The 25,406-nt window shown below is 68.9% G+C and carries 30 protein-coding genes; 11 read left to right on the top strand and 19 right to left on the bottom strand.

The window, feature by feature from the left end; genetic code table 11:
* The first annotated feature begins 44 nt into the window (after positions 1-44).
* Positions 45-470, top strand: a complete 426-nt coding sequence (locus RIB98_03590) for a hypothetical protein (protein MEQ8840040.1) — start codon at positions 45-47, stop codon at positions 468-470.
* Here the strand turns inward: RIB98_03590 and RIB98_03585 are convergent.
* The 3 genes from RIB98_03585 to ligA form a co-directional block, all read right to left on the bottom strand.
* Positions 463-1,107 carry an HAD family phosphatase gene (locus tag RIB98_03585; protein ID MEQ8840039.1) on the bottom strand — a complete coding sequence of 215 codons (645 nt, stop codon included), beginning with the start codon at positions 1,105-1,107 and terminating at the stop codon, positions 463-465. The genes RIB98_03590 and RIB98_03585 overlap by 8 nt on opposite strands.
* Positions 1,104-1,289, bottom strand: coding sequence for a hypothetical protein (locus tag RIB98_03580; GenBank protein ID MEQ8840038.1), 186 nt, complete (start codon positions 1,287-1,289; stop codon positions 1,104-1,106). The genes RIB98_03585 and RIB98_03580 overlap by 4 nt, the downstream gene beginning before the upstream one ends.
* A gap of 103 nt (positions 1,290-1,392) precedes the next feature.
* Positions 1,393-3,450 carry an NAD-dependent DNA ligase LigA gene (gene ligA / locus RIB98_03575; protein MEQ8840037.1) on the bottom strand — a complete coding sequence of 686 codons (2,058 nt, stop codon included), beginning with the start codon at positions 3,448-3,450 and terminating at the stop codon, positions 1,393-1,395.
* A 61-nt stretch (positions 3,451-3,511) separates the two neighbouring features.
* On the opposite strand from ligA, the gene RIB98_03570 reads away from it, so the two are divergent.
* Positions 3,512-4,402, top strand: coding sequence for a hypothetical protein (locus RIB98_03570; protein ID MEQ8840036.1), 891 nt, complete (start codon positions 3,512-3,514; stop codon positions 4,400-4,402).
* Between the two features lie 27 nt (positions 4,403-4,429).
* Here the strand turns inward: RIB98_03570 and mnmA are convergent, their stop codons facing one another.
* Entirely contained in the window at positions 4,430-5,503 is a 1,074-nt protein-coding gene (gene mnmA / locus RIB98_03565; protein ID MEQ8840035.1) for a tRNA 2-thiouridine(34) synthase MnmA, read from the bottom strand.
* Positions 5,504-5,526: 23 nt separating this feature from the next.
* Between mnmA and RIB98_03560 the strand changes: the two genes are divergently transcribed.
* Positions 5,527-6,546 carry a beta-ketoacyl-ACP synthase III gene (locus RIB98_03560; GenBank protein ID MEQ8840034.1) on the top strand — a complete coding sequence of 340 codons (1,020 nt, stop codon included), beginning with the start codon at positions 5,527-5,529 and terminating at the stop codon, positions 6,544-6,546.
* Between the two features lie 64 nt (positions 6,547-6,610).
* Here RIB98_03560 and RIB98_03555 read toward each other — a convergent pair whose 3' ends face one another.
* The gene (locus RIB98_03555) at positions 6,611-7,762 is read right to left on the bottom strand and encodes a cysteine desulfurase family protein (protein MEQ8840033.1); all 1,152 of its coding nucleotides are present in this window, start codon (positions 7,760-7,762) and stop codon (positions 6,611-6,613) included.
* Positions 7,763-7,810: 48 nt separating this feature from the next.
* Between RIB98_03555 and RIB98_03550 the strand changes: the two genes are divergently transcribed.
* Together RIB98_03550 and RIB98_03545 are read left to right on the top strand one after the other, a co-directional pair.
* Positions 7,811-8,545 (top strand): class I SAM-dependent methyltransferase, encoded by a 735-nt coding sequence (locus RIB98_03550; protein MEQ8840032.1) that lies wholly within the window; start codon positions 7,811-7,813, stop codon positions 8,543-8,545.
* 23 nt (positions 8,546-8,568) lie between these two features.
* Positions 8,569-9,015, top strand: a complete 447-nt coding sequence (locus tag RIB98_03545) for an SRPBCC family protein (GenBank protein MEQ8840031.1) — start codon at positions 8,569-8,571, stop codon at positions 9,013-9,015.
* A gap of 19 nt (positions 9,016-9,034) precedes the next feature.
* On the opposite strand, the gene RIB98_03540 is transcribed toward RIB98_03545, so the two are convergent.
* A complete protein-coding gene (locus RIB98_03540; GenBank protein MEQ8840030.1) occupies positions 9,035-9,901 on the bottom strand; it encodes a rhomboid family intramembrane serine protease in 867 nt (288 codons plus the stop codon).
* A 73-nt stretch (positions 9,902-9,974) separates the two neighbouring features.
* Here RIB98_03540 and otsB point away from each other — a divergent pair, with 73 nt between their 5' ends.
* Positions 9,975-12,542 (top strand): trehalose-phosphatase, encoded by a 2,568-nt coding sequence (gene otsB / locus RIB98_03535; protein ID MEQ8840029.1) that lies wholly within the window; start codon positions 9,975-9,977, stop codon positions 12,540-12,542.
* Between the two features lie 16 nt (positions 12,543-12,558).
* On the opposite strand, the gene RIB98_03530 is transcribed toward otsB, so the two are convergent.
* Positions 12,559-12,819: a NifU family protein gene (locus RIB98_03530; protein MEQ8840028.1), complete on the bottom strand. Its 261-nt coding sequence runs from the start codon at positions 12,817-12,819 to the stop codon at positions 12,559-12,561.
* Between the two features lie 154 nt (positions 12,820-12,973).
* Here RIB98_03530 and RIB98_03525 point away from each other — a divergent pair, with 154 nt between their 5' ends.
* Complete coding sequence (locus RIB98_03525) at positions 12,974-13,123, top strand: hypothetical protein (protein MEQ8840027.1); 150 nt, start codon at positions 12,974-12,976, stop codon at positions 13,121-13,123.
* Here RIB98_03525 and murA read toward each other — a convergent pair whose 3' ends face one another.
* Genes murA through RIB98_03495 form a run of 6 tightly spaced genes read right to left on the bottom strand, consistent with a single transcriptional unit; the run spans position 13,124 to position 17,303 of the window.
* Entirely contained in the window at positions 13,124-14,404 is a 1,281-nt protein-coding gene (gene murA, locus RIB98_03520; protein ID MEQ8840026.1) for a UDP-N-acetylglucosamine 1-carboxyvinyltransferase, read from the bottom strand. It lies immediately after the preceding gene.
* A 4-nt stretch (positions 14,405-14,408) separates the two neighbouring features.
* Complete coding sequence (locus RIB98_03515) at positions 14,409-14,735, bottom strand: AzlD domain-containing protein (protein MEQ8840025.1); 327 nt, start codon at positions 14,733-14,735, stop codon at positions 14,409-14,411.
* Positions 14,732-15,394 (bottom strand): AzlC family ABC transporter permease, encoded by a 663-nt coding sequence (locus RIB98_03510; protein MEQ8840024.1) that lies wholly within the window; start codon positions 15,392-15,394, stop codon positions 14,732-14,734. The genes RIB98_03515 and RIB98_03510 overlap by 4 nt, the downstream gene beginning before the upstream one ends.
* Positions 15,395-15,413: 19 nt before the next feature.
* Positions 15,414-15,983, bottom strand: a complete 570-nt coding sequence (locus RIB98_03505) for a hypothetical protein (protein ID MEQ8840023.1) — start codon at positions 15,981-15,983, stop codon at positions 15,414-15,416.
* A complete protein-coding gene (locus RIB98_03500; protein ID MEQ8840022.1) occupies positions 15,976-16,548 on the bottom strand; it encodes a hotdog fold domain-containing protein in 573 nt (190 codons plus the stop codon). The genes RIB98_03505 and RIB98_03500 overlap by 8 nt, the downstream gene beginning before the upstream one ends.
* Positions 16,545-17,303, bottom strand: a complete 759-nt coding sequence (locus RIB98_03495; GenBank protein ID MEQ8840021.1) for a hypothetical protein — start codon at positions 17,301-17,303, stop codon at positions 16,545-16,547. Before RIB98_03495 ends, RIB98_03500 begins: the two co-directional genes overlap by 4 nt.
* 254 nt (positions 17,304-17,557) lie before the next feature.
* Here RIB98_03495 and RIB98_03490 point away from each other — a divergent pair, with 254 nt between their 5' ends.
* Positions 17,558-18,448, top strand: a complete 891-nt coding sequence (locus RIB98_03490) for an S-layer homology domain-containing protein (protein ID MEQ8840020.1) — start codon at positions 17,558-17,560, stop codon at positions 18,446-18,448.
* A 37-nt stretch (positions 18,449-18,485) separates the two neighbouring features.
* Here RIB98_03490 and RIB98_03485 read toward each other — a convergent pair whose 3' ends face one another.
* Positions 18,486-19,814, bottom strand: a complete 1,329-nt coding sequence (locus RIB98_03485) for a hypothetical protein (GenBank protein ID MEQ8840019.1) — start codon at positions 19,812-19,814, stop codon at positions 18,486-18,488.
* Positions 19,815-19,937: 123 nt separating this feature from the next.
* Between RIB98_03485 and RIB98_03480 the strand changes: the two genes are divergently transcribed.
* Complete coding sequence (locus RIB98_03480; GenBank protein ID MEQ8840018.1) at positions 19,938-20,126, top strand: hypothetical protein; 189 nt, start codon at positions 19,938-19,940, stop codon at positions 20,124-20,126.
* A gap of 28 nt (positions 20,127-20,154) precedes the next feature.
* Here RIB98_03480 and RIB98_03475 read toward each other — a convergent pair whose 3' ends face one another.
* From RIB98_03475 to RIB98_03460, 4 genes are read right to left on the bottom strand one after another with little or no spacing between them, the layout of a single operon-like run.
* The gene (locus RIB98_03475; GenBank protein ID MEQ8840017.1) at positions 20,155-21,144 is read right to left on the bottom strand and encodes an acyl-CoA dehydrogenase family protein; all 990 of its coding nucleotides are present in this window, start codon (positions 21,142-21,144) and stop codon (positions 20,155-20,157) included.
* A 4-nt stretch (positions 21,145-21,148) separates the two neighbouring features.
* A complete protein-coding gene (locus RIB98_03470) occupies positions 21,149-22,294 on the bottom strand; it encodes an acyl-CoA dehydrogenase family protein (protein MEQ8840016.1) in 1,146 nt (381 codons plus the stop codon).
* Positions 22,294-23,064 (bottom strand): CoA-transferase, encoded by a 771-nt coding sequence (locus RIB98_03465; protein MEQ8840015.1) that lies wholly within the window; start codon positions 23,062-23,064, stop codon positions 22,294-22,296. The genes RIB98_03470 and RIB98_03465 overlap by 1 nt, the downstream gene beginning before the upstream one ends.
* Positions 23,064-23,924 (bottom strand): CoA-transferase, encoded by an 861-nt coding sequence (locus tag RIB98_03460; GenBank protein ID MEQ8840014.1) that lies wholly within the window; start codon positions 23,922-23,924, stop codon positions 23,064-23,066. Before RIB98_03460 ends, RIB98_03465 begins: the two co-directional genes overlap by 1 nt.
* A gap of 109 nt (positions 23,925-24,033) precedes the next feature.
* Here RIB98_03460 and RIB98_03455 point away from each other — a divergent pair, with 109 nt between their 5' ends.
* Entirely contained in the window at positions 24,034-24,840 is an 807-nt protein-coding gene (locus RIB98_03455) for an SDR family oxidoreductase (GenBank protein MEQ8840013.1), read from the top strand.
* Entirely contained in the window at positions 24,837-25,130 is a 294-nt protein-coding gene (locus RIB98_03450; protein ID MEQ8840012.1) for a hypothetical protein, read from the top strand. Before RIB98_03455 ends, RIB98_03450 begins: the two co-directional genes overlap by 4 nt.
* Here the strand turns inward: RIB98_03450 and RIB98_03445 are convergent.
* Positions 25,127-25,387, bottom strand: a complete 261-nt coding sequence (locus RIB98_03445) for a hypothetical protein (GenBank protein ID MEQ8840011.1) — start codon at positions 25,385-25,387, stop codon at positions 25,127-25,129. The genes RIB98_03450 and RIB98_03445 overlap by 4 nt on opposite strands.
* Positions 25,388-25,406: the final 19 nt, after the last annotated feature.

The raw sequence follows: 25,406 nt of genomic DNA, 5'->3' as shown, positions 1-25,406 counted from the left end.
CCCCCGGCCCGTGATATGCCACCGCGATCTGGCAGGATCAGGGAATGGGTCGTCGGCAATACCTGATCTTCTTCGCACTGATGATCGCGGGCATCGGCATGTTCGTCGGCGCGGGCCTCATCGGCCGGACGGACCCGCCCGATGCCGCGCTTCGTATTCCCGGCGTCGAGGCCCTGACCCCCGAACGGGGCGATGAGGTACTTCAGCAACAGCAGGTGTCCATCGATCTCGAGCCGGGCTTCGTGGTGCGCTCGTTCGCGATCTCCCCCGACGCCGGCTGCGCGTCGCCGGTCGAGTTGGTCGATTTCGTCCGCCCGACCGATGGCGTGAACCTCTACGTGTACCAGCCCGACGAGGGCAAGCCGGTGGCATTCTTGTCGCCGGACGACAACTGTGTGCGTGTCGTGATCGAGGACATCCGGGAACCCGGCGAACTCTACGACGTGGAGTGGGCGTTCACCGTCAGCTGAGACGCTCGACCAGCGCTCGCAACTCCGTCATCGCCGGGGCGGGATCGGCCTCGACCACGATGCCGTGCATGCCGATGGCGACCGCCGCGTCCACGTTGGCCGCCATGTCGTCGAGGAACACGGCATTGCCCGGCGCGACGCCGAGTTCCGACAGCGTGTGGTGGTAGATGGCGGGGTCCGGCTTGCGCAGACCCACCGCGGACGAGTCGATCACGACGGACATGAGCTCGATCGGCACGATGGATCGCCAGCCACCGGTCGCCGAGTCGGAGAACTCCTTGACGTTGTTCGTGATGATGCCCATGGCGATGCCCTGTCCGTGCAGGTCACGCACGGTCTCGGTGACCACCGCGCGGTCGTGTGGGTCGTTGCCGAAACGGCGGAAGAAGTCGGCGAGGCTGAGTTCGACACCGAACTCGGCAATGGCCGCCTCGACGTCACCCCAGGCATCGGACAACGCCATCTCACCGCGTTCGAGGCGGTGCCATGAGTGATCGCCGTCGAGATGGTACGGCCCGAAGATCGCGGCGAACACCGCGTCGGCGTCGATGTCGTACTCGGCGGCCACGTCGGCGATGGCGTCGACCGGTCGACCCGAGAACACCCCGCCCACGTCCCAACACACGGCTTCGATCATTCGGCGTTCTCCCAGCTTCCCTCGCGGCCCTGTCGCCGCATCTCGTCGAGCAACCGCGGACCGGGGTCGCGCCAGCCGTCGGGCTTGAGGATCTTGCCGTCGTCGCGTCGGATCACCCGACCGTCGACCACCTTCTGCATGTTCGCGCCGTGCACGATCGCGAAGACCCGGTCGAGGTTCATGCCATGACCAAGGCCACGGCCGCGGGGTCCATCAGCTGTGGCGTGGTGGGGTTGTGGCCGTCGTTGCAGGCATCGCTGAACTGCTTGACCGCAGTCGTGTAGGTCATTCGCCGAGTCCTTCCGGCAGTCGTCCGGTTTCGAGCAGTGTCACGAAGGCAGCTTCGTCGATGACCGGCACACCGGCCTCTTCCGCCTTGGTCACCTTCGACGCGCCGGGATCGCCGCCGACCACGAGGGCCAGCGTTTTCTTCGAGACGCTGCCCGGCGACTTTCCTCCGCGAGCCACGATCGCCTCCTTCGCCCCGTCCCGGGTGAAGCCGTCGAGGGTGCCGCTCACCACCACGGTCTGTCCCGTGAGTGTCTTCTCCAACGAGTCGTCGATGGCGGCCGCTTCCATCGTGAGCCCGGCCGCGGCGAGCCGGGCGACGAGGTCACGCGCCCCGTCCTGGGCGAACCACGCGTGGACCGCCTCGGCGATCACCGTGCCGAACCCGTCGACCGCGGCGATCTCCTCGATGCTCGCGTCGACGATGCGGTCCATCGTGCCGAAGGCGGCGGCCAGGGTCTGGGCGTTGACCTGGCCGATCTCGGGGATGCGGAGCCCGAAGAGCAGGTTGCCCAGCGGCTTCTCCTTGGAGATCTCGATCGCCTTGCGCAGGTTCTCGACCGACTTCTCCTTGAAGCCCTCCATGGCCAGGATGGCGTCGAAGTCGAGCGAGTAGAGGTCGGCCACGTCGTCGAGCAGGCCGGCGCTCACGAAACGATCGACGTTCTTCTCGCCGAGGAACTCGATGTCCATGGCCGTGCGGCCGGCCCAGTGCTCGATACGGCCCCGAACCTGGCGAGCGCAGTGGAAGTTGACGCAATGGGTGGCGGCGACACCCTCGGGACGCAACAACGGCTCGCCGCACACCGGACAGTCGGTGGGGAACGTCCACGGCTTCGACGTCGGATCGCGCTCGGACAGCACGGGCCCCACGACCTCGGGGATGACGTCGCCGGCTCGGCGCACGATGACCATGTCGCCGGGGCGCACGTCCTTGGCCGCCACCTGATCCTGGTTGTGCAGGGTGGCCGTGCCCACGGTGACGCCGCCGACGAACACCGGATCCAGCACCGCGAAGGGTGTGGCCTGCCCGCTCGGGCCGATGGAGACCTCGATGTCGAGCAGTCTCGTGGTGCGTTCCTCGGGCGGCAGCTTGTAGGCGATCGCCCATCGCGGTGCCTTGGCGTCGGCGCCGAGTTCGGCCTGCAGGCGGAGGTCGTCGACCTTGACCACCACGCCGTCGAACTCGTAGTCGAGATCGTGCCGACGGTTGTTGAGTTCGTCCACCCGCCGGCCGACCTCGTCGATCGTCGCACAGGTGACGGTGTGTTCGTTGACCGGGAATCCCAGCGATCCCAACCAGTCGAGCGTGGCGGTGTGGGTGGGGAGATCGGGGGCGCCCTCGGTCACGCCGAGCTGATAGCTGAAGAACGAGAGTTGCCGCTGGGCGGTCGTGGCGGCGTCGATCTGGCGCAACGAGCCGGCGGCGGTGTTGCGGGGATTGACGTAGAGCTTCGGTTGCTTGCCGGTGGCCTCGGCGTCGGCCACTTGGCGGGCGTTGAGCGCGGCGAAGCTCGAGAGGCGCATGTAGACCTCGCCCCTCACCTCGAGCAGCGCCGGCGCGCCCTCGGGCAGCGTTTCGGGGATGTCGTCGATGGTGCGGACGTTGTGGGTGACGTCCTCGCCCACCGCGCCGTCGCCCCGGGTGGCGCCCTGGACGAGCACGCCGTTCTCGTAGCGCAGCGAGATGGCGAGGCCGTCGAACTTGAGCTCGACCGAATAGGCGGGCACCGCGTTGCCCTCGAGGCGGCGTTCGACCCGCTCGCTCCAACTGACGAGCTCGTCGAGGTCGAAGGCGTTGTGCAGCGACATCATGCGGGCCTGGTGCACGACCGGCGCGAACGCGGTGCTGATCGCGCCGCCGATGCGCTGCGACGGCGAGTCGGCTGTCAACAGCTCCGGGTGTGCGGTCTCGAGGTCGATGAGCTCCCGCAACAACCGGTCGTACTCCGCGTCGGGAATCTCGTGCGTGTCGTGCTCGTAGTAGGCCTCGGCGTGGCGGTTGATCACCTCGCGAAGCGCAGCGACCTTCTCGGCGGGATTCTCGACAACCATCGGCCGTGACCCTACCAACGCGGGTGGGCAGCAGGCTGGGCCGTGTGGGAGCGTTGCGGCGATGATCGATCAGTTGCGAAGGGAGCCCGGGAAGGTCAACGCATGGCTTGCCCTCGCGATGTGGGTCGTGCAGCCCTTCACCCTCGGGCCACTGGTCGGCGACGCACTCGACCCGTCCCGGGAACTCTTCCGCTCGGCGTCCTCCTGGGCGCTCTGGATCGGCTGGCTGGTGATACTGGTGGCACTCGCGCTGCCGCGGCCCATCACCTTGACCGTGGGCCGAATCGGCGCCTGCGCCGCGCTGCCGGCTGCGTTGTGGGCTGCGCTCGAGACCGACGACAGCGGCGCGGCCGCCGTCGGCGTGGCCGGTGCCGCCCTCGCCGCTGCCCTCGTCCTGGCGCCGACCTTCGCCGACCGCTTCATCGACGGGGCGAGCTACGGCGACGAACGCCGGTTCGCGCTCCGTGCCCCCGGCCCCGTGCTGCTGGGGCTGCTCGCTCCGACATGGGCCGCGGTCGTGGTCGGCCTCACCATCGGACCGCTCCTGCTGGCCGACCGCCGCTGGGTCGTCGGTGCGGTCGCCGTCGTCGTCGGATGGCCGATCGCCTACTTCGCCGCCCGGGCCCTCCACCAGCTCGCCAACCGATTCGTGGTCTTCGTGCCCAACGGGTTCGTCGTCCACGATCTCACCGTCATGCGGGAGCCGGTGCTCTTCCAGGCTCGCGAGATCGCCGGGCTGGCGCCGGCGCCGGCCGACACCACGGCCGAGGACATGACCAGCGCGGCACTCGGTCTCGCGCTCGAACTCAAGCTCGGCGCGCCGGCCACGTTGCCCATGGTGGCGGGGCGCAACGACACCGAGGAGCGCGAGATCCGGGCGCTGCTGATCGCGCCGAGCCGACCGGCCGCCGTGATGGCGCTGGCGCAGTCACGCGGCCTCCGCATCGTCTGACCGACGCCCGAGGGCGCACCAACGACGTCAGGCCACGCGGGTGGCGAGGCCGCCGCCGACCACGAGCCCGTCGCAGTAGGCGACCACGCTCTGGCCGGGTGCGACGCGGCGATGGGGCGCAGCCCACTCGACCCGGTCGGCGTGCACGAGTCCGGTCGCCACCGCGCCGTGCGCGCTGCACTGGAGTTCGAGCTCGCCGTCGATCGGTGCGCCCGTCCAGGCCCACGACTCGAGCGGTGTGGCCGACGTGTCGAGGTCGGCCTTCTCGCCGACGGTGACGGTTCCGCCCGCCGCATCGACGTCGATCACGTAGCGCGGGTCGGTGCCGCCGGCCAGACCGAGCCGCTTCCGCTGGCCGATGGTGACGAGCTCGACCGAGTCGACTTCACCGACGGTCGCACCGTCCCGGTCGACCACCGTCGCCGGCTTGAGCGGAATGCGGTCGCCGAGGAATGCCTTGCGCCCGCGCTCGTTGGTGATGAAGCAGACGTCCTGGCTCTCGGGCTTGTGGGCGGTGCGGAGGTCGAGGTCGGCGGCGATCCGGCGCACGTCGGCCTTGGTCATCCCACCGAGCGGAAGGATCAGCCGCGACAGCACCGACTGGTCGAGCACGTGCAGCACGTAGGACTGGTCCTTCGCCGCGTCGGCACCCCTCCCGAGACGCGGCCCGTCAGGGGTGGCGACGACGCGGGCGTGGTGCCCGGTGGCGACCGTGGCGAACCCCAACGCGTCGGCGCGGCGGAACAGCCGGTCGAACTTCAGGTGCCGATTGCACTCGATGCAAGGATTCGGCGTGCGGCCGGCAGCATGATCGGCCACGTAGGGCCCGACGACATCTCGTTCGAAGTCGTCGCCGAAGTTGAAGACGTGGTGTTCGATGCCCAGGCGGTCCGCCACGCGGCGGGCGTCGTCGACGTCGCTCACCGCACAGCAGCCGGTGTCGCTCGGCCCGCCCCAGAGCTTCATGGTGACCCCCACGACCTCGTGGCCGGCCTGTTGGAGCAGGGCCGCGGCGACGGAGGAATCGACACCACCGGACATCATCACCATCACCGGACCGGCTGGCGTAACCCCGGAATCGTCCATGCGGTCGGAACTCACATGTTCAGCGTAAGTTCTCCCGCATGACTCGACGCACCCGCATCCTCGGAGTTGGCTCGTTCGTTCCCGATCGCGTCGTGAAGAACGACGACCTGACGCAGTGGATGGACACCTCCGACGAGTGGATCCAGAGCCGGTCGGGCATCGAAGAACGCCACTGGGTCGATGCCGACAGCACCACGACGTCCGACCTCGGACTGGAGGCGGCCAACAAGGCGATGGCCGCCGCCGGTGTCACGCCCGGCGATCTCGACATGATCCTCTTCGCCACGCTGAGCCCCGATCACGAGTTCCCCGGCACCGCCTGCTTCCTCCAGGAGAAGCTGGGATGTCCGGGCATCCCCGCCATCGAAGTGCGCCAGCAGTGCAGCGGCTTCGTCTACGGCATGGCCCAGGCCGACATGTTCATCCGTGGCGGCATGGCCGAGACCGTCCTGCTCGTCGGTGCCGAGATCCATTCCAAGGGCATGGACATCTCCGACGCCGGCCGCGACGTGTCGGTACTGTTCGGTGACGGCGCCGGCGCCGCGGTGCTCCAGGCCACCGAGGTCGACGACCCGACGACGCAAGCCCACATATATTCATCGCACCTCCACGCCGATGGCACCTACGCCAAGGAGCTGTGGATCGAGGGGCCGTCGATGACCTACTTCCCCGATCGCTTCAGCGGCGACTGGATGGAGCGGGGTGCCCAGTGGCCGAAGATGAACGGCAAGACCGTGTTCAAGCACGCCGTCACTCGTATGCCCGAAGTGGCGACCGAGGCGCTCGACGCCAACGGTTTCACCGTCGACGACGTCGACCTGTGGATCTTCCACCAGGCCAACATGCGCATCAACTACTTCGCCGCGAAGCAGCTCGGCATCGAGGACGACGACAAGGTCTTCAACACGATCCAGCGGTTCGGCAACACCACCGCAGCCACCATCCCGATCGGGCTCGACGAGGCCCTCAAGGCCGGCAAGCTCGAACCCGGCATGCTCGTCTGCATCGCCGCCTTCGGCGCCGGCTTCACCTGGGCCAGCTCGCTCGTCCGCTGGTAGCACCCCGGTCCCGCTTCTGTGAGCTCGAATGGCCACCGGGGCGCCTTTCAAGCTCACAGAACGGTCAGGGGTGGGCCTGGAGGTGGCGGACGGCGGGGGGGATGATCTCGAGAGCGGCATCGATGTCGGCATCGGTGGTGGTGTGACCGAGCGACAACCGAAGCGACCCCTGGGCGAGCTCTCGGTCGATGCCCATCGCCGCCAGGACGTGGGAAGGGTCCTGGGCGCCGCTCGAACACGATGACGCCGCCGAGGCTCGAAGGCCCTTGGTGTCGAGCATGAACAGCAGGGCCTCGGCCTCGATGCCGGCCAGCATCACGTGGGCCGCGCCGGCCGCCACCCGGTCGTAGTCCCCCTCGACCGCCACGGTGGGGCGGACGACGGCCCCCAGCTGGTCGAGCAGCCCGGCGAGCAGACGATCGCGAAGCGCACCGAGCCGGGCGACCTCGGCGACGCGGTCGTCGACGGTGACGGCGATCGCGGCGGCGAAGGCCGCCGCACCGGCCACGTCGGGGGTGCCCGCCCGTCGGCCGCGTTCCTGGCCGCCACCCAGAATCTGCGCCTCGAGCGAGATCCCGTTGCGCACGAAGAGCGCCCCGGTGCCGACCGGGCCACCCAACTTGTGGCCGGTGATCGACACGAGATCGACGTCGGCCGTCGCTGCGGCGAGATCGATCCAGCTGACGGCTTGAACGGCATCGGTGTGGATCAGCGCGTGGGGCGCCGTCTCGCGCACGACGGCCGCGAGGGCCGGGAGGTCGTTGACCGCCCCGGTCTCGTTGTTGACCGCGATGAGCGACACGATCGAGACGTCGTCGTGGTCGCGGAGAATCGCGGCCAAGACCTCGGGTGCGACTCGACCGGTCTCGTCGAGCGGCACCGTGACCCCGCCGGCGTGCTCCACCGGTTCGAGTACGGCGTGGTGTTCCCCTGCCGAACACACCGCCGTTCCCCCGCGGGCGGACAACACACCCCGAATGGCGAGATTGTCGGCCTCGCTTCCCCCACTGGTGAAGATCACCTCGGCCGACGGCCGATCGAGTGCGGCGGCGACGACATCACGGGCGTCGTCGAGGGCTCGCCGGGCGTGACGAGCGGCCTTGTGGGAGCCGGTCGGGTTCGCGTGATGGGCGTCGATCGCGTCGAGCCATGCCTCCCGGGCCTCGGGCCGCAGCGGCGTGCTCGCCGCATGATCGAGATAGATCTCGCGTTCCATGACTCCAAGCCTAGGGACCCGCTCACGAGCCGGGCAGACTGCTCGGCAATGGACGGCTACGGACCCGAGACCTACGGCGAGAGCTTCGCCGACGTCTACGACGAGTGGTACGGCGACGTGAGCGACGTCGAGGCCACGGTCAACGGTGTCGTCGCCCTCGCCGCCGGCGGTCCGGTCCTCGAGTTGGGGGTGGGCACGGGCCGTCTCGCCATCCCCATCGCGGCCGCCGGTCTCGAGGTCGTCGGGGTCGACGCCAGTCCGGCCATGCTGGCGAGACTGGCCGCCAAGCCGGGGGCCGGCTCGGTTCAGGCCGTGCTCGCCGACATGGCGGCGCCGCCCGTGGCCCCTGCACACTTCTCGGTGGCGTTCGCTGCGTTCAACACGTTCTTCAACCTCACCGACTCGTCCGCTCAACAGCGCTGTGCCGCTGCGCTCGCCACCGTCCTGCGTCCGGGCGGCTGTGTGGCCATCGAAGGATTCGTGCCACCCGACAACGGCCTCACCGACGGCGGCGTGTCGGTACGGGAGGTCACCAACGATCGGGCCGTGCTCAGCGTCTCGTCCCACGATGCGGCCGCCCAGCACATCCGCGGCCAGCACATCGACATCTCCGCGGCCGGAATCGTGATGCGTCCATGGATGCTGCACTATCAATCCCCGGACCAGCTCGACGCCCTCTTTCTCGGTGCCGGGTTCGCGCGGGAACGACGCCACGCCGACTGGACCGGTGCGCCCTTCGACGAGAACGCCGACACCCACGTCAGCGTGTACCGCCTCCGCTGACCCAACGCCGTTAGCCTCAGGGGGTGGCTCTCCTACCCCCCGCTCGAATCCGTGTCGCCGTCGACATCGCGGCATCGCCAGCCGAGGTGTGGGACGACGTCCGCCACATCGACAGACACGTGCAATGGATGCACGACGCCGAATCGATCACCTTCACGACCGACGAAACGAGTGGGATCGGTGCCGCGTTCGACTGCGCGACCAAGGTCGGCCCGCTGCGACTCACCGACCGCATGGAGATCACCGAGTGGGAACCCGAGTCGGTCATGGGTGTTCGCCACGTCGGGCTCGTCGAGGGCCGCGGCCGATTCACTCTCACGCCCGTCGGCAGCGACAGCACACGGTTCTCGTGGGAGGAGGAGCTGACGTTCCCGTGGTGGATGGGTGGCCCCATCGGCGGTCTCGTGGGTGGACAGATCCTCAAGCTGATCTGGCGCCGCAACCTGAAGCTGCTGGCCGCCAGATTCTGATCCGTCGGACGGCCGGGTTCTAGAAGACCGGGTTGCTCGCCACGTAGACCGAGGCAAGGGACAGCACGACGCCCAGGGCGACGACGGCGGCCGTGCCGATCCACGGGGATTTGCCCGTCCGGGCCAGCCCGACATAGATCGCACCGACGACGGCGCCGGCGATGAGGCCGCCGACATGGCCACCGACGGAGATCCGGGGGATGGCGAACGTCAGCAGCAGGTTCAGCCCGAGGATCTGACCGATCCCGCTCGCCCAGATGTTGATGCCCGCCGCGCGCTGGATGACGGCGACCGCGCCGAACAATCCGAAGACCGCTCCCGATGCGCCCACCGTGAAAGCGTCGGGATCCAACAACATGACACCGGCGGCACCACCGACCAGCGCTGTCAGGTACAGCGCGATGAATCGGTGTCGATCGAGCGCCCGTTCGAGTTGTGGCCCGAGGATCCACAGCGCGTACATGTTGAAGCCGATGTGGATGAGGCCGCTGTGGAGAAAGCCCGACGTGAGGATGCGGTAGGCCTCACCGTCGGCCACCCCGATGGTGAACCCGTTGCCGCCGAAGAGCCCGAAGTCACGAAGGACCGAGCCACCGATACGCGAGATCGAGCCGGACTCCGCGGACGACCAGAGGAAGGCCAGCGCGTTCATGGCGATGAGCGCCTTCGTCACCAGCGGATCGAACGTCGCCGGGCCCTTGAAGACCTGCTGCTTCCCGCTCTTCACGCACTCTGGGCAGTGGAACCCCACCGACGCCTGGTGCATGCACTGCGAGCAGATCGGGCGGTCGCAACGCTGGCAGACCACACCGGCGCGATGGTCCGAGTGTCGATAGCAGGTGGTGACCGTGGGCTCGCTCGGTGATTGGCTCGGTGTCTCGCTCACTCTCGTCCACGGTATCGGTCCCTTCCGGGCCTACTGACCGCGGGTGCCGAGCCGCGAAGTAGCGTCAACCCCTGTGAACGCAGACTTCCTGGCGAACCCCAGACTCGACGAACGACTCGATCGGTTGGCCCAGGCCCCCAACCTGCTCGTTGCCTGCGACTACGACGGCACGATCGCCCCCATCGTGTCCGACCCGATGAAAGCTCTCCCGCTGCGCGAAACCAGCGTGGCGCTGCGGAGCCTGGCGGCGTTGCCGCAGACCGACGTGGCGGTGATCTCCGGGCGTTCGCTGCGTGACCTCGCCGCCCTGTCTCGGCTTCCGGCCGAGATCCACCTCGTCGGTTCCCACGGCAGCGAGTTCGACATCGACTTCGCGCTCGACCTCGACCCGAACCTGCGCCACATCCGCAAGACGCTGGTCGAACAGCTCGAGCCCATCGTGGCGGCCTACGAGGGCATGTCGATCGAGAAGAAGCCCGCCTCGGTCGCCGTGCACTATCGCAACGTCGACCCGGCCGCGGTCGACAACGTCCTCGCCGCGCTCGCCGACATCGCCGGCGGTATCGGCGACCTCACGGTGCGCCACGGCAAGATGGTCTGCGAACTGCTCCTCGTACCGACCGACAAGGGCAGGGCCCTCACCACCGTGCGGGGCACCGTCGGTGCCACTGCCGTGCTGTTCCTGGGCGACGACATCACCGACGAGGACGCGTTCGCCACCCTCGCCGGGCCCGACATCGGCGTGAAGGTCGGCGACGGTGACACGATCGCGCCGTTCCGCGTCGAGTCACCCGACCAGGTCGCGGTGTTGCTCGCCGCCCTGTGCACCCGGCGGTCCGAGTGGTTGGCCGGGGCCGGGCTGACGGCCATCCAGGACCATTCGCTCCTCTCCGATCAGCGCACCGCCGCTCTGGTCACCCCCGACGCCCGCATCACCTGGCTGTGCGTGCCCCGCATCGACTCGGCCGCCATCTTCGCCGAGTTGCTCGGCGGTCCGTCCGCCGGCCACTTCTCGGTGCGGCCGGCGGAGGTCGCCGACACCCCGACCCAGGCCTATGTCGACGACTCGTTGGTGTTGCAGACGACCTGGGACACGATGACCGTCACCGACTATCTCGACTGTTCCGACGGGCGCCCCGACCGCCTCTCCGGTCGTACCGATCTGATCCGCACGATCGAGGGTTCCGGCCAGGCGATCATCGAGTTCGCGCCCCGCCTCGACTTCGGCCGGTTCTCCACCCAGCTCGAGGTTCGCGACGGCGGACTCGAGGTCGTGAACGCGCACGACCTCGTGGTGCTGCGGGCGCCCGGCATCAGTTGGGACATCGACGTCCACGGCATGCACCAGACGGCCACCGCGCTCGTCGATCTCGACGCCGGGCCGATCACGCTCGAGCTCCGCTGCGGCACCGGCACGCTCCGGCCCGACCGCACCGACGAGACGGCCCGCCGGGCGAGTACGGCCGCCTACTGGAGGAACTGGTCCGACCGGCTCGAGCTGCCACCGATCGCTCCGGAGATGGTGCGTCGCTCCGCGCTCACGCTGAAGGCCCTCTGCTACGGCCCGACCGGGGCGATACTCGCCGCAGCGACCACCAGCCTCCCGGAGTTCATCGGCGGCGTCCGCCAGTGGGACTACCGCTACTGCTGGATCCGCGATGCCTCGTTGTCGGCCGCTGCGCTCGTGCGCCTGGGCTCGATCAACGAAGCGATGGACCTGCTCGACTGGCTTCTCCGGGTCATCGAGACCAGCGACGTCGGACCGGAACGGCTCTCACCGCTCTACACCGTCAACGGTCAGCGCCTCCCGCCGGAGGCATCGATCGAGGAGCTGTCGGGTTACGCCGGCTCCCGACCGGTGCGGGTCGGCAACGCCGCCGACCATCAGGTACAGCTCGACGTGTTCGGCCCCGTGATCGGCCTCATCCATCAGCTGGGCGAGATCGACGCACCCCTGTCGACGAAGCACTGGCGGCTGGTCGAGGACCTCGTCGCCGCGGTCGACCAGCGCTGGACCGAGCCCGACCAGGGAATCTGGGAAGTGCGTTCGGCTCCCCGTCACCACACCAACTCGAAGGTGATGTGTTGGGTGACCGTCGATCGCGCCATCCGTATCTCCGAGAACGTCTTCGGCCGGGAACGACCCGAATGGTACGAACTTCGCCAACGCATCGAGAAGGACGTTCTCACCAACGGATGGAACGAGGAGGTGGGCTACTTCACCACGGCCTACGACGGCACCGACATCGACGCGTCGGTGCTGGCGGTGGGCCTGTTCGGTCTCGTCGAGGCCGACGATCCCCGCTTCGCGTCGACGGTGGGCGCCGTCGAGACCTGGCTGCGCGACGGCGACACGGTGTATCGCTACAAGCACGAGGACGGCCTGCCCGGCGAGGAGGGCGGATTCAACCTCATGACGAGCTGGCTGATCGACGCCAAGATCCTCACCGGCGATCTCGACGAGGCCCATCACCTCTTCGACCGTTATCTGGAGCTCGCCGGCCAGACCGGGCTGATCCCCGAGGAGGTAGATCCCCGCACCGGCCGCGGTCTCGGCAATCATCCGCAGGCGTATTCACACCTCGGGCTCATCAACAACGCCTGCAACCTGGCCGATCCGGGCACCGCTCGTATTCTCTAGCGCGATCCGGAGCGGTCTAGAGCGAGACGGGGCTCTCGCTCATGCCGAGGGCGTTGATCTCGACGACCTCGGTGACACCCTCGACGCGGTCCTTCATGATGCGCTCGATGCCGGCCTTGAGCGTCTGCGTCGACGCGGGACAGGTGACGCAGGCCCCCATCAGCTCGACAGTGACCAGGCCCGTGGCCTCGTCGACGTCGATCAGCGCGATGTCGCCCTCGTCGGCCTGAATGGCCGGCCGAATGGCGGTGATGACCTTTTCGACCTGTTCACGCACGACGGCTCTCCCGGCTCGGACGACTTCAGTGTGGCAGCACACCGTTCCAACCACGACCTCGGGCCGGTATTCCCCGGTTCTGCCTTCGCTTCCAGCCCGGTGGCATCTCGAGCGCACTGTCCTCTCGAACGCAGTACCGCAATAGCCTTGGGTCATGCACCCGATCAGCATCCTGGCCCACCAGGGCGGCTGGGACGAGATCCTCATGGTGGGCGGGCCCATCATCATCTTCGCCGGGTTGCTCGCCGTCGCCCGGCGGCGGGCGCTCGCCCAGGCCGAACGGGTGGGTCCGGGCCCGGACTGACTACTCGAGGCGGACGTCGGCGCCGATGCCGCGGAGCTTCCCGGCGATGTCGTCGTAGCCACGGGCCACATGGTGGGCTTCGGAGACGATCGTCTCACCCTCGGCCGCCAGACCGGCGATGACCAGCGCCGCGCCGGCCCGGATGTCGTGGGACTTGACCGGTGCCCCCGACAGGCGCTCGACCCCGCGCACGACCGCATGATGGCTGTCGGTGCGGATGTCGGCGCCCATCCGTCGCAACTCGTCGACGTAGCGGAAGCGACCGGAGAAGAGGTTTTCGGTGACGATGCCCACGCCGTCGGCGGTCGCCAGCAGCGCCACCAGGAACGGCTTGAAGTCGGTGGCGAGTCCCGGATAGGGAAGTGTCGAACAATCGCTGGAGCGGAGACGCTTGCCGGCGAAGGCCCAGATGCCCTCGGCGTCGGGTGAGATGCGCATCCCCATCTCGCCGAGCTTCTGGCACAGCATCACCATGTGGGCGTGGCGGGCGCCCGCCACGGTGACCTCGCCGCCGGCGATGCCGAGCGCGGCGAGGTAGGTGGCCGCCTCGATGCGGTCGGGGATGACGGTGTGGTCGGCGCTGTGGAGTTCCTCGACGCCGTCGATCGTGAGGGTCGATGTGCCCGAACCCTCGATGCGGGCGCCCATCTTGTTGAGCAGCTCACAGAGGTCGGCGATCTCCGGTTCGCGGGCCGCGTTGTCGATGACGGTCGTGCCCTTGGCCCGCACCGATGCCATCAGCAGGTTCTCGGTGGCGCCGACGCTCGGGAACTCGAGCAGCACACGGGCGCCGAGCAGGTTGGGCGCGGCGGCGTGGATGTAGCCGTGGCGGGTCTCGAACTCGGCGCCGAGTTCGGCCAGCCCCCGCACGTGCATGTCGATCGGGCGGGGCCCGAAGTCGTCACCGCCGGGAAGAGCCACGCGGGCCTCCCCGCAGCGGGCCAGCATCGGGCCCAGCACCACGATGGACGCCCGGAACTGCTCGACCAGCTCGTAGGGCGCCACCGGCGTGATGACCGCCGGCACGTCGATGACCAGCACCGGTTCGTCGCCGGTCTCGTCCCAGCCCACGAGCGCACCGGTGGCCCGCAGCAGCTCGGACATCAGTCCCACATCGGTGATGCGCGGGACGTTCGCGAGCCGGTAGGTGCCTTCAGCGAGAAGCGTGGCCGCCATGAGCTTCAACGCGCTGTTCTTGGCCCCGCCGACCCGGATCGTTCCCTCGAGGGGACGACCGCCACGGACGATGAGATTCGGCTCGGCATTCGTCGACGGAGGCATCCGATCAAGTCTGCCAGCGAATTGCCGCCGTGACGGCCATCGCCAAGAGCACGACGACGACGAACGGCAGCTTGCGCCACACCGCCACCGCCCCTGCGGCCACCCCGACGACCCGGGCGTCGAGGCGGAGCGTGCCCCCGTGATCCAAGGTCTGGACGGCGATCAGGGCCGCGAACAACGCCGGTGGGATGAGCGCCACCATCGCCGGAAACCATGCGAGTCGCCCGTCGACGGCTCCGTCGGTTCCGCCGACGCGGGCGAGAACGACGGTGCCGAAGAGCTTGGCACCGTAGGAACCGGCCACCAGCACGAGGATCGCCTCCCAACTCATCGGGCCTCGATCCGACGAGCGACTGCGAAGGCGGGCAGGATCCCCAGCGCACCGACCAACAACGGCACTCCGGCCGGCGTGATCGGCACCATGGCGACGGCGAGCGCAGCGCCGACCATCGCGGCGACCCTCCCGGGGATTCGTCGCAGGTGCGGCACCAGGAGCGACAGGAACGCGGCCGGAAATGCCGCATCGAGGCCCCATGTCTCGGGTTCGCCGATCACCGAACCGATCAGCGCGCCGGCCACGGACCCGACGTTCCACAACGACCAGAGCCAGATCGCCGTCCACCAGAAGGCATCGGCCGCGTCGGCGTCGTTGTCCTGCACGCTCGCCATGGCCGCGGTCTCGTCGATCACAAGGTGGGTGCCGATCCCCCTCAGCACCCGACCGCGGGGCAAGAGCCGCGCCACCAGCGGGCCGTAGAGGGCGTTGCGAGCGGCCAACAGCATGGCCGAACCCACCGCCGCGGCCCCCGTGCCGCCGCCATCGACGACCGAGACGGCGGCGAACTGCGACGCACCGGTGAAGACCAGGCTGGACATCACGATGATCTGCGGCAGGGTCAAGCCGGCGGCGTCGGCCAGCACGCCGAATGTGACGGCGACCACGCCCACGGCGATCGCCAGCAGCAGGCCCTCGCGGCGATGCGGCGTCATGGTCGTGGCGCCATGGAGATCAGACGAGCAAGCGGTGAAGCGAGTCGACCAGGTCGGCGAGTTCGTCGGCCGCAGCGTCGAACACGGGTTGCTCTCCCCCGCCCGGATCGATGACTTCCTCCCAGACCTCGAACTCGACGGCGGCCAGTTCGAGCCGAGCCACCCGTTCGTCGAGCGAACCCTCGGCCGTTGTGCCGAGGTCGCGCACCACCCGCTTGAGGCTGCCGGTGATCGGCGCCGCCTCCGGATGGAACCGGCGTATCCACCGGAGGTGATCGGGCTCCATGGCAACGATGACCGATGCTCGCTCGATGTCGGCCGTGGTCAGTTGTCGGCTGCGGTGGAACGGGTCGCGGATGCCGTGACGCTCCAGGGCCGTCCGAGTCCGCACACTCATCACCTGACCGGGCAGCACATGGGTACCCCCGCTCTCGACCGAGATCGAGGGCTCGGGCCCGAGCTTCATGCGCAGCATCGCCGACCCCATCACCGAGCGAGCGGCGTTGCCGGTGCACAGGAAATAGACGAGTGGCCGGCCCGGATCGTCGGGGGGCCGGGGCGCCTCGACCGGCGGCGGGCGCTCAGCCATCGGCGCGCCGCGGCGCCTTGGGGCGAAGGAACACGGCCTCGGCCTCGGCCGTGACCGCATCGGTGCCGTGCACGACACACTCGCCACGAACGGTGACCCGACGGCGGCGTTCGTCGTGGATCCAGGCCCGCAGCTCGAGGTTCTCGTCGAGTGGCGTGGGGCGGCGATACCGCACCGTTAGCCGTCCGGTCATGCCCGCGGCGCCGCCGTTCAACCGCTGCGCGCCACCGAGGAGTTCATCGAACAACCCGGCGAGCACTCCCCCGTGCACGGCACGTGGCGGGCCCTCTCGGAGCCAGTCGATCTGCACCGCGCCGAAGAGGGCCGGCCGCCCGTCGGCCAGTTCGCCGGTTCGGATGCGCATCGGGGGAGCGATCGGGTTCTGGCTCCCCGAGAACGTCGAGTGCTCACGGCCCCGCCGGGCGACGCGGGGGGTCGCGTCCGCCAGTCGGGCGACGATGGACTCGATGGTGGAGATGGCCTCGGCCTGCTGTTCCGCAGACGTCTCGACGGCATACGCCGCCCGGCCGAGTTCGCGGATCGCGGCAGCGAGGTCGTTGCTCATCGTCGAACCAGTCGGGCCAGCAGCGCCATCGTGGTGCGGGTGAGTGCAGCGGAGGCGACCTCGAGATTGGCCATGAACTGCTCGGCCGTGGAGGCCTCGTCGTCGACGAGGTCCGTGATGGTCTTCACGCCACCGACCGGCACCCCGTGGAGGTGACAGACCCATGCGACCGCGGCGGCTTCCATGTCCTTGGCGACGCCGTTGTTGGCCAGGATGCGGGCCCGGTCGGTCGGCGACTCGTCGAGACTGTCGCCGGTGGTGACGACGCCCAACCGACACCCGAGTTCCTCGGCATGCGAACGCAGGTCCGCAGCCGCGAGGTCGCCATCGCCGAATGCCTGGAAACCCGGGAGGTCGATCCGGCGGTCGTGGCAGGAGAAATGCGGCCAGGCGAAGAAGGTGTCGCCGACCGAGGTGTCGTGGCGCCGCCACCCGCCGGCCGTACCGACCGTGAGGACGAGTTCGGGCCTCGGTACCGCCTCGGCGTTGAGCAGGACGTGCGTCGTGAGTGCCGCAGCAGTGGTGCCGATGCAGGGAACGCCGGTGATCGGGTCGTCGCCGTTGACGGCCAGAACGACGTTCGGATGACCGACGCCGGCCGGCGCCACCGAGAGTCGAGGCGGGAGGGCGCTCGCCCATCCGGGCAGCGAGATCGGTTCGGCGCCGAGCGCCGCCCGCACCAGACCGGCCTCGGCTTCCATCGCCATCACGATCGCGATCCAGGGCTCGGTTGCGACGGACTGGGACGGGGGCACCCCGGGAAGCGTAGGCGACCGAGCCACGGCCGCTGCATCTCACGGCCCGCTCCGGTGTGACCGCCGTCACCGGCAATGACGTGCGTCACGTGACCAGCCGCAGACCGACGCGTCTGGTTACCATTCCGTAACCACATCGACATGTGTCCACGTTCGTTGCTTCCCCGAGACCGCAAGCCTGCCGGTCAGGGTCGAGGCAGCGAACCGCAACCACTCGACCCCCCCCAACCTTCGATCAAGGACGACTCATCACCATGCGACGAAATCCGCGCACCCGATCATTGCTCTCGGCCTTCCTGGCCGCCGTCATCTCGCTCACGGCGATCTCGACCGGCACCGCCAACGCCGCCACCGGCTTCGGTGATGTCGAGACCGACACCTACTACGCCGACGCCGTCGCCTGGATGGTCGATGCCGGCATCACCACCGGCATCGAAGCCGGCTGCTTCGGCCCGTCCCTCGACGTCAGCCGCGGCCAGGTGGCCACCTTCCTCCACCGGCTCGACGCAAGCCTCGGCAACGAGCCGTCGAGCGACCCGCATCCGTTCGGCGACGTCGTCGCCGACTACCAGCAGGCCCCGGTGGGTTGGCTCTACAGCACGGGGCTGACCACGGGTGTGTCATCCGACCAGTTCGCGCCTCGACAGTCCATCACCCGCGGCGACTTCGCCGTGCTCCTGTGGCGCTACGCCGGGTCGCCCACGCCCACCACCGCGTCGTCCTCCACCGGCGTGTCGTTCACCGACGTGACCCGCGCCTATCAGCGCGACGCCATCGCCTGGATGGCCGACGAAGGCATCACCACGGGCACCAGCTCGACGACGTTCGACCCCGATGGCCCCGTGAGCCGGGCCCAGGCCGCGGCATTCCTCTTCCGTTTCGTCGGTCCGACCGACGTCGACCCGGCGCCCGCCTCGGTGACCTGCACACGAGAGACTCGCCTCGCTCTCCAGGTGGCCGGCCTCACGGCCAGAGAAGCGGCATGTGCCGTGCCCTGGCTGACCACCTTCGAGCTCGACTACCTCCTCGCGGTGGTCAGCGACCAGGAGACGGCCTCGTTCGAACTCATCGTCGCCGCGGCCACGATCGGCACGGAGTGCCTCACCCCCAGCCGCATCGCCGACCTCAGCCGCGTCTTCCTCTAGCCCGCCCTTTCCTGGGTCGCCGACCTCCGGCCGGAGGTCAGGCGATCGGCGGAAGACGGATGCTGCGCTCCGGCGCACAGTCGTAGGTACCCGGCTCCGAGGGGAGCCGACGCACGAACTCGCCGTCGCCCACGCCGAGCACCACCGCACAACCGTCGGATGTGCCATCGGCGGCGATGGCCGGATGAAGCCCACCTGCCGTCCAATCGTCCTGGGCCGCGCGGGCGGTTGCGAAGCAGGTCGGATCAGTGTCGGCCAGACACTCGCCGGCCGCCGTGGCCCACCGCCAGAACTCGGTGGCGGCCAACAGCCCGGCGCCCGTCCGCGGTGCGCCGACCTGATCCAGCAACTCGCCGTGGGCAGCCGTGGCCGGTGCCGCAGCGCCGTCCTCGTAGGGAAGGAACGGAATTTCGATGAGCAGGCGATCGGGCTGGGGCGTGGCCAGACACGCCGGGTCGTAGGCCGCAGCCGTGGCGACCACGATCGGCTGCCACCCCGCTGCGTCGGCGACGTCGACGAACGGGAGAACGGCCTGGGCACAGCCGCCGTCGAGGTGCACCTGGCCCCCACCGAGCGCACGAGCCTCGCCCGCGATGCGCGACCAGTCCGGCACCGAATCGATCGGATAGGCGACCTCGCCCACGACGGTGAGAAGCTCACCCGACAACTCGATGGCCTGGCGCCGGCTGGCCCGCTCGAGCGAGGCCAGCGGCGTGTCGGGCCCCACGAGGACGACCGTGCCGGCGCTCTCGGGATCGGCGAACAACGCCGCGAACTGGGCCTGGAGTCCGAATGGCGAGGTCGGCACCAGGTTCGTCCCGGCGCTGAACAGCGGGAGACCACACGCGTTGGCCGTCAAGGCGGTCTCCACCTCCTGGAGGAACTGTTGACCGACCAGGGCCACGACCTCGGCACACGCCTCTTCGACCCGGTCCTCGGCCTCGAACGCCGCCGCGTCGTACTCCTCGACCCGCAGGTCCCGACCGTCGATACCACCGTTCGCGTTGCACAGGTCGACGAGCGCCTCGATCATCTCGATGATGCCCACACCGGCCTCGGGGGTCCCGATGCCGCCGCGGTCCGAACCGGTCCCGATGACGATCACGTCATCGGTGACCCCGGGGCGCGCGGGAAGCTCGACCGCATCGGCCGGCTGACAAGGAATGACCAGGTCACCGATCGTCGGATCGGGTCGCTCGGGTGGGTCGGTGGGCGGGGGCGGCCGCAGGGTGGTGGTACTCGTCGATCCGACGCCGACGTCGGACGCCGACGAGTCGGAGTCGTCGGCGTCGGGGCCGGTGGCATCGTCACCACCGCAGGATGCTGCGAGAACGATCACCAGGAGGAAGGAACACGACCAGCGCATGCCCAGGAGCTATCACACCTCGTGGGCCGAACGGCTCATGTCGGCGGGAAGTGGGTCCGACCGGCCCATTCATCGATGCCGTCACCCTGCCGATCTCCCTTGGAGAGTCATCAGGGAGAAATGATGAGCACCGACCACCACTGCTGCAATCTGTGCGGCGATCTCGAGGGCCAGGCCCGACCTGGTCGCCTCGGCCGCTACCGGGTCACCTGCGACGACTGCGAGTCACGACGTGGCTCCCACCTCGTGAAGACGGCGAACGGCTACGCCAACAAGGCGAGCGAATCGCACCGGACCCTCGTCACAGTTTGATCAGGACTGTTTGATCAGGACTGTTTGATCAGATGCCGATGGCGTCGGCCACCCGGTCGCGGTGCCAGCGAGTGTCGCCGTGGGCCGAGGCCAGCGCCCAGCCCCGCTTGAGCCAGAGCTGCAGGTCGTATTCGAACGTGTAGCCGATCGCGCCGTGGCACTGGAGTGCGGCGCGGCAGGCCTCGTCGACGGCATCGGACGCCGCGGCCTTCGCCATCGACACGTCTCGTCCACGGGTGGGCGCGTCGTGCGACTCGGGATGGGCCACCGACCAGGCGGCCCGGTACACGAGCGGCGCCGCGAACTCGATCCCGAGCCGGACATCGGCGAGATGGTGCTTCACGGCCTGGTAGCTGCCCACGGGCTTGCCGAACTGGTAGCGCTCGCCGACGTATTCGACAGTGGCGTCGAGCAGGCGGCGGGCGACTCCGACGCACTGCGCCGCGGTGCCCAACGCGGCGCGATCGAATGCGATCTCGGGATCGGCGCCGACGAGGTCGTCGGCCGACACGATCTCGGAGACCCTGGCCAGCCGGCGCGACTGATCGATCGACGTCGTGTCGTCGGCCGTCCAGGCGGTCGCCGCCACCAACGCGCCGTCGCGATCGGCGATCAGCAGGTCCGCGCCCGCCGCACCGACGGCATAGGAGGCACCGGCCAGCGCCACTGTGCAGGTGGTCTCGCCGCTCAGCGCACCGGCCAGATGCGGAGAATCGGCTTCGGCCAACGCAGGAACGGCGACCGCCGCATGTTCCATCAGCGGGTCGGGCACGCCGGCGTAGCCGGCTTCTTCGAGGATTCGGACGAAATCGACCTCGTCCATCCCGAGCCCACCGGCGGCCTCGGGCGCGAGGACCGAGAGGACACCCATGTCGGCCAGCGCCGACCACAAGCCAGGGACCCGACCATCGTCGTTGTCCCAACTGGCCCGCACGGCGTCGGGCGGGCAGAGATCGCCGAAGAGGTCGCGTACCGTGTCGCGGAACATGTCCTGTTCGTCGGTGAACGAGAATCGCATCGCCTTACCTCCGGGGCAGACCGAGCACCCGCTCGGCGATGATGTTGCGCTGGATCTCGTTGGTGCCCGCGTAGATCGGGCCGGACAGTGCGAAGACGTAGCCGTCGAGCCAGTCGTTGTGGCTGGTGACCTCGCCGTTCTCGCCCAGGAGGCGCAGCGCGGTGGCATGGAGTTCCAGGTCCATCTCGGACCAGAAGACCTTCATGAGGCTCGCCTCCGAACCGATCTCGGCGCCGTCCATGAGCTTCGCCGCGATCATGTAGGTCTGCCAGCGATAGGCCTGCGCCCGCGTCCACGCATCGGTGACCTCGTCACGCAGACGAGGATCGATCTCACGGCCCTCGGCCTTCATGGCGCGGACCATTGCGGTCAGCCGTTCGGCGGCCGCCATGAAGCGGCCCGGGCTGCGGAGGTTGAGGCCGCGTTCGGAGCCGGCGGCCGCCATGGCCACGGCCCAGCCCTGGCCCTCCTCGCCGAGAACATTGTCGACCGAGACACGGCAGTCGTCGAAGAACAGCTCGGCGAAGCCGGGTTCGCCGTCGAGTCGCCCGATGGGGCGACGTTCCATGCCCGGCGCATCGGCCGGCACGAGGAGGTAGGTGAGGCCGGCGTGACGCTCGGCATCGGGATCGGTGCGCACGATGCAGAAGATCCAGTCGGCGAAGGCACCACGCGAGCACCACGTCTTCTGGCCGTTGAGCACATAGTGGTCGCCATCGCGGATGGCCTTGGTCTTGATGCCGGCGAGATCGCTGCCTGCTTCGGGCTCACTCCAGCCCTGGGCCCAGATGTGTTCGCCGCTGGCCATCTTGGGCAGGAACTCGTCCTGCTGTTCCTGCGTACCGAAGTTGAAGATCGTGGGCGCCAGCAGGCTCACGCCGTTGGCGCTGACCCGGCCGGGAACACCGGAGAGCCAGTATTCCTCCTCGTAGATGAGCCACTCGATCAGGTCGCAGTCGCGCCCGCCGTAGGCCACCGGCCACCCCGGCACCGACCAGCCACCCTCGAAGAGGACCCGTTCCCACTCGCGATGCGCCTCGAAGCCCGCCGCGGTGTCCATCGACTCGATGCGGCCGGGGTTGTAGGCGTCGAGCCACGATCGACACTCCTCGCGGAACGCCACATAGCGAGGGGCGAGCTCCAGGTCCATCAGCGGAACTCGCTCTTGCGCACGCCTTCGGGGTCGAACACGTCGCGGATGAGGGCCAACTCGTCATCGGTCGGGAGTCGCGACTCGGGCACATCGCCGGTGACGGTCAGTTCGAACGGCGATGCCTCCTGGGCCTGCTCGAGCGTGACGCCCGGGTGCAGGGAGCGAACTCGCATCGTGCGGTCGTCGGATTCGAAGTCGTAGGCGCCGAGATCAGTGACGACCCGGCGGATCTCGAAGTGGGCCCGGCTCGCTTCGGGGAGCTCGGCGATGCGGTCGTAGCCGGGTCCGGACACGACGTCGACGGTTTCGCTGAACGCACGGGCCTGGTTCGGGACCCAGTACGTCGTGGCGTGGTTGATGAGGTTGCCCGGGGCGCCGCGCATGCCGAGCAGCTGCGCCTTGGGCTTGCGGTACTCACCGATCGCCGCGAAGTTCTGGTTGCCGTGGCGGTCGATCTGACTCGCCCCCATCACGACGTGACGCTTGCCCGACCACACCTGATCGAAGATCGAACGGAACGGCATGTAGGACTCGATCACCGCGTCGCTCGAATCACCGCCGAAGGGAAGGTTCCCCTCGATCGCATAGGCGATGGTGTCGGTCAGCATCAGGTCGGGCTCGAACGTGGCTCGCGCCAGCCGGCCGGCGATGACGGGCACGGGACCCATCGGGTTGCACAGCACCTCGCCGTCGCCCCGGAAGGCTTCGGCGATGGCGACGATGCAGATCTCGTCGAGCGTGACGTCACTCGTCGTGGCTTCGGACATCAGTCGCCCCTTTCCTGGAGTTTGGCTCGGTAGGCCTCGTGCGATTCGAGCTCGAGCCAGTCGGTACGGAACCGGGCCCAGGCGTCGGGGTCCTTCGCGGTGGCCGCGTATTCTCTCTGGAACGCCTCGTCGCGGCCGTAGTCGGGCGGGCACTCGGTGAAGTGGGCCCCCATCGGCGCCTCGACCACGCCATCGACGTGGACCCGGGGAATCCGCAACGTGTGGACCGGACCCTCCTCGAGGAACTTCTCGGTGGGGATGATCTTCTCGGCCGACATGTAGGTCTTCTTGCCCGCCATGGCGAACAGGTCGTCGAAGTAGAGGTCGGGGCCGAGGAACTGGCCGTTGCCCTTGGCGTCGGCGCGGTTCATGTGGAGCAGCACCGCGTCCATCTCGAAGGCCGGGATCGCCACCAGTTCCTCGCCATCGGCGTAGGGCGACGTGACGGTCTTGAGCGACGGATTCTCGGACAGCATCGCGGTACCGAGCCCGGCCCGGGTCGGGTAGAAGGGCACCCGGTGGGCTGCCGCCATGAGACCGAGATAGAACGCGCCCTCGTCGAGCTCCATGAAGTCCTCGAGTGTGCCCGCCTGACGGGCGGCCCGGAAGTGCGGCTCGAGCGGGATCGAGTCGAGTGACACGAAGCCGTAGGTGACCTTCGTGGCCTTGCCCGAGGCAGTGAGGATGCCGACGTCGGGTCCGCCGTAGGAGACGATGTGCAGGTCGGTCAGATCGCTGCGAAGGATCGCTCGCACCAACGACATCGGCTTGCGTCGAGATCCCCAGCCGGCGATGCCGATGGTCATCCCGCTCTCGAGTTCACCGACGACCTCGTCCTCGGTCATTCGTTTGTCGGGCACATTGCTCCTCATCATCGGCTCACGCGTCATCTGATACTGCGTCAGAAACCGCCATGACGGTAGGCGACGGCTACGGGTCGTGCGAACACGCGCGGGTAGGGTTTCGCAGATGTCCGATGCCAACACCCCCACCGACCCGCTCGACATGACCGGACGTACCGTCATCGTGACCGGTGGCACGAAGGGTCTCGGCCGGGTCATCGCCGAACGATTCCTCGAGCAGGGGGCCGACGTCGTGGTCTGCGCTCGGCGTGAACCGGATTCTGCTGTCCACGCCGACGGCCGTACCGCCACCTTCGTGCCCTGCGATGTCCGCGAACCCGACCAGGTGGCCGCCGTCGTGGCTGCCACCGTCGAGGCCACCGGACGGGTCGATGTGCTCGTCAACAACGCCGGCGGCGCACCGCCGGCCGAGAGTGCCTCCGTCTCGCCCCGATTCAACGAGAAGATCGTGGCCCTCAACCTGCTCGCCCCGATCGCGTTCGCCCAAGCGGTCCACGACCAGATGCAGGCGCAGGACGACGGCGGCGTGATCATCAACATCGCCTCGGTCTCCGGCACCCGAGCGAACCCCGCGGGCGTGGCCTACGGCGCGGCGAAGGCCGGGCTCATCAACGCCACGGAGACGCTCGCCGTCGAATGGGGCCCGAAGATCCGGGTGATCGCGCCCGTCGTCGGCCTCATCGTGACCGAGGAAGCGCATCTCTTCTACGGCGATGACGCCGGCATCGCCGCGGTGGGCGACACCCTCGCCCTCGGCCGCATGGGCGTGCCCGAGGAGATCGCCGACGTCGTGCTCTTCTGCGCCTCCCCGCTCGCTCGCTGGGTCAGTGGGTGCACGATCCCCGTCCACGGCGGCGGCGACAAGCCGAGCTACCTCGGCGCCTCCACCGGCGAAGTGACACAGCGATCATGAGGGCCACGCGGATCGGGCGAGGCCTCGGCGCGGCGATGTTGTGCCTGATCGTGGCGCTCTCGTTCGCCGACCCCGCCGCCGGCCAGGACGACGACATTCCCGACGCCTGCCGCACGATCATCGGGTGTGCCGATGCCGGTCCCGCACCCGAGAATCCTGGCGACCGTGGTGGCTACGCCCAACTCCTGACGCTCGTGGTACTGGCCAGTGGGGTGGGCTTCATCCTCGTGAAGGTCGGCCTCGCGGTGCGAGACGGCGACCGCCGCACGGTGACCCGTCCCCCTGACTAGCGGCCCGGGTCCTCGCCGATCTCCACGAGCGCGTCGCGGATCGCAAGGCGCAGACGGCGGGCGAGATCCGGTCGGAGGTGGGTCATGAGTCCTTCGGCCGGGCGCCCGACCTCTTCGACGGTCAGGACCACCCGGGGCGTGGCGTCGTCGTAGTCGTCGCTGATCTGGATCGCCCAGGACACCGGTGCGAGGTCGTCCTCCCACCCGGGCGGGATGTCCTCGGGGGTTGCGGGGTGATCGTCGATCGAACGCTTCATGAGCTGTTTTCTAGCCCCT

The sequence above is a fragment of the Acidimicrobiales bacterium genome (genome assembly GCA_040219515.1).
Lineage (GTDB): Bacteria > Actinomycetota > Acidimicrobiia > Acidimicrobiales > Aldehydirespiratoraceae > JAJRXC01.
The sequence above is the reverse complement of the archived record's forward strand: the minus strand, read 5'-3'. Positions and strand labels throughout refer to the sequence as shown.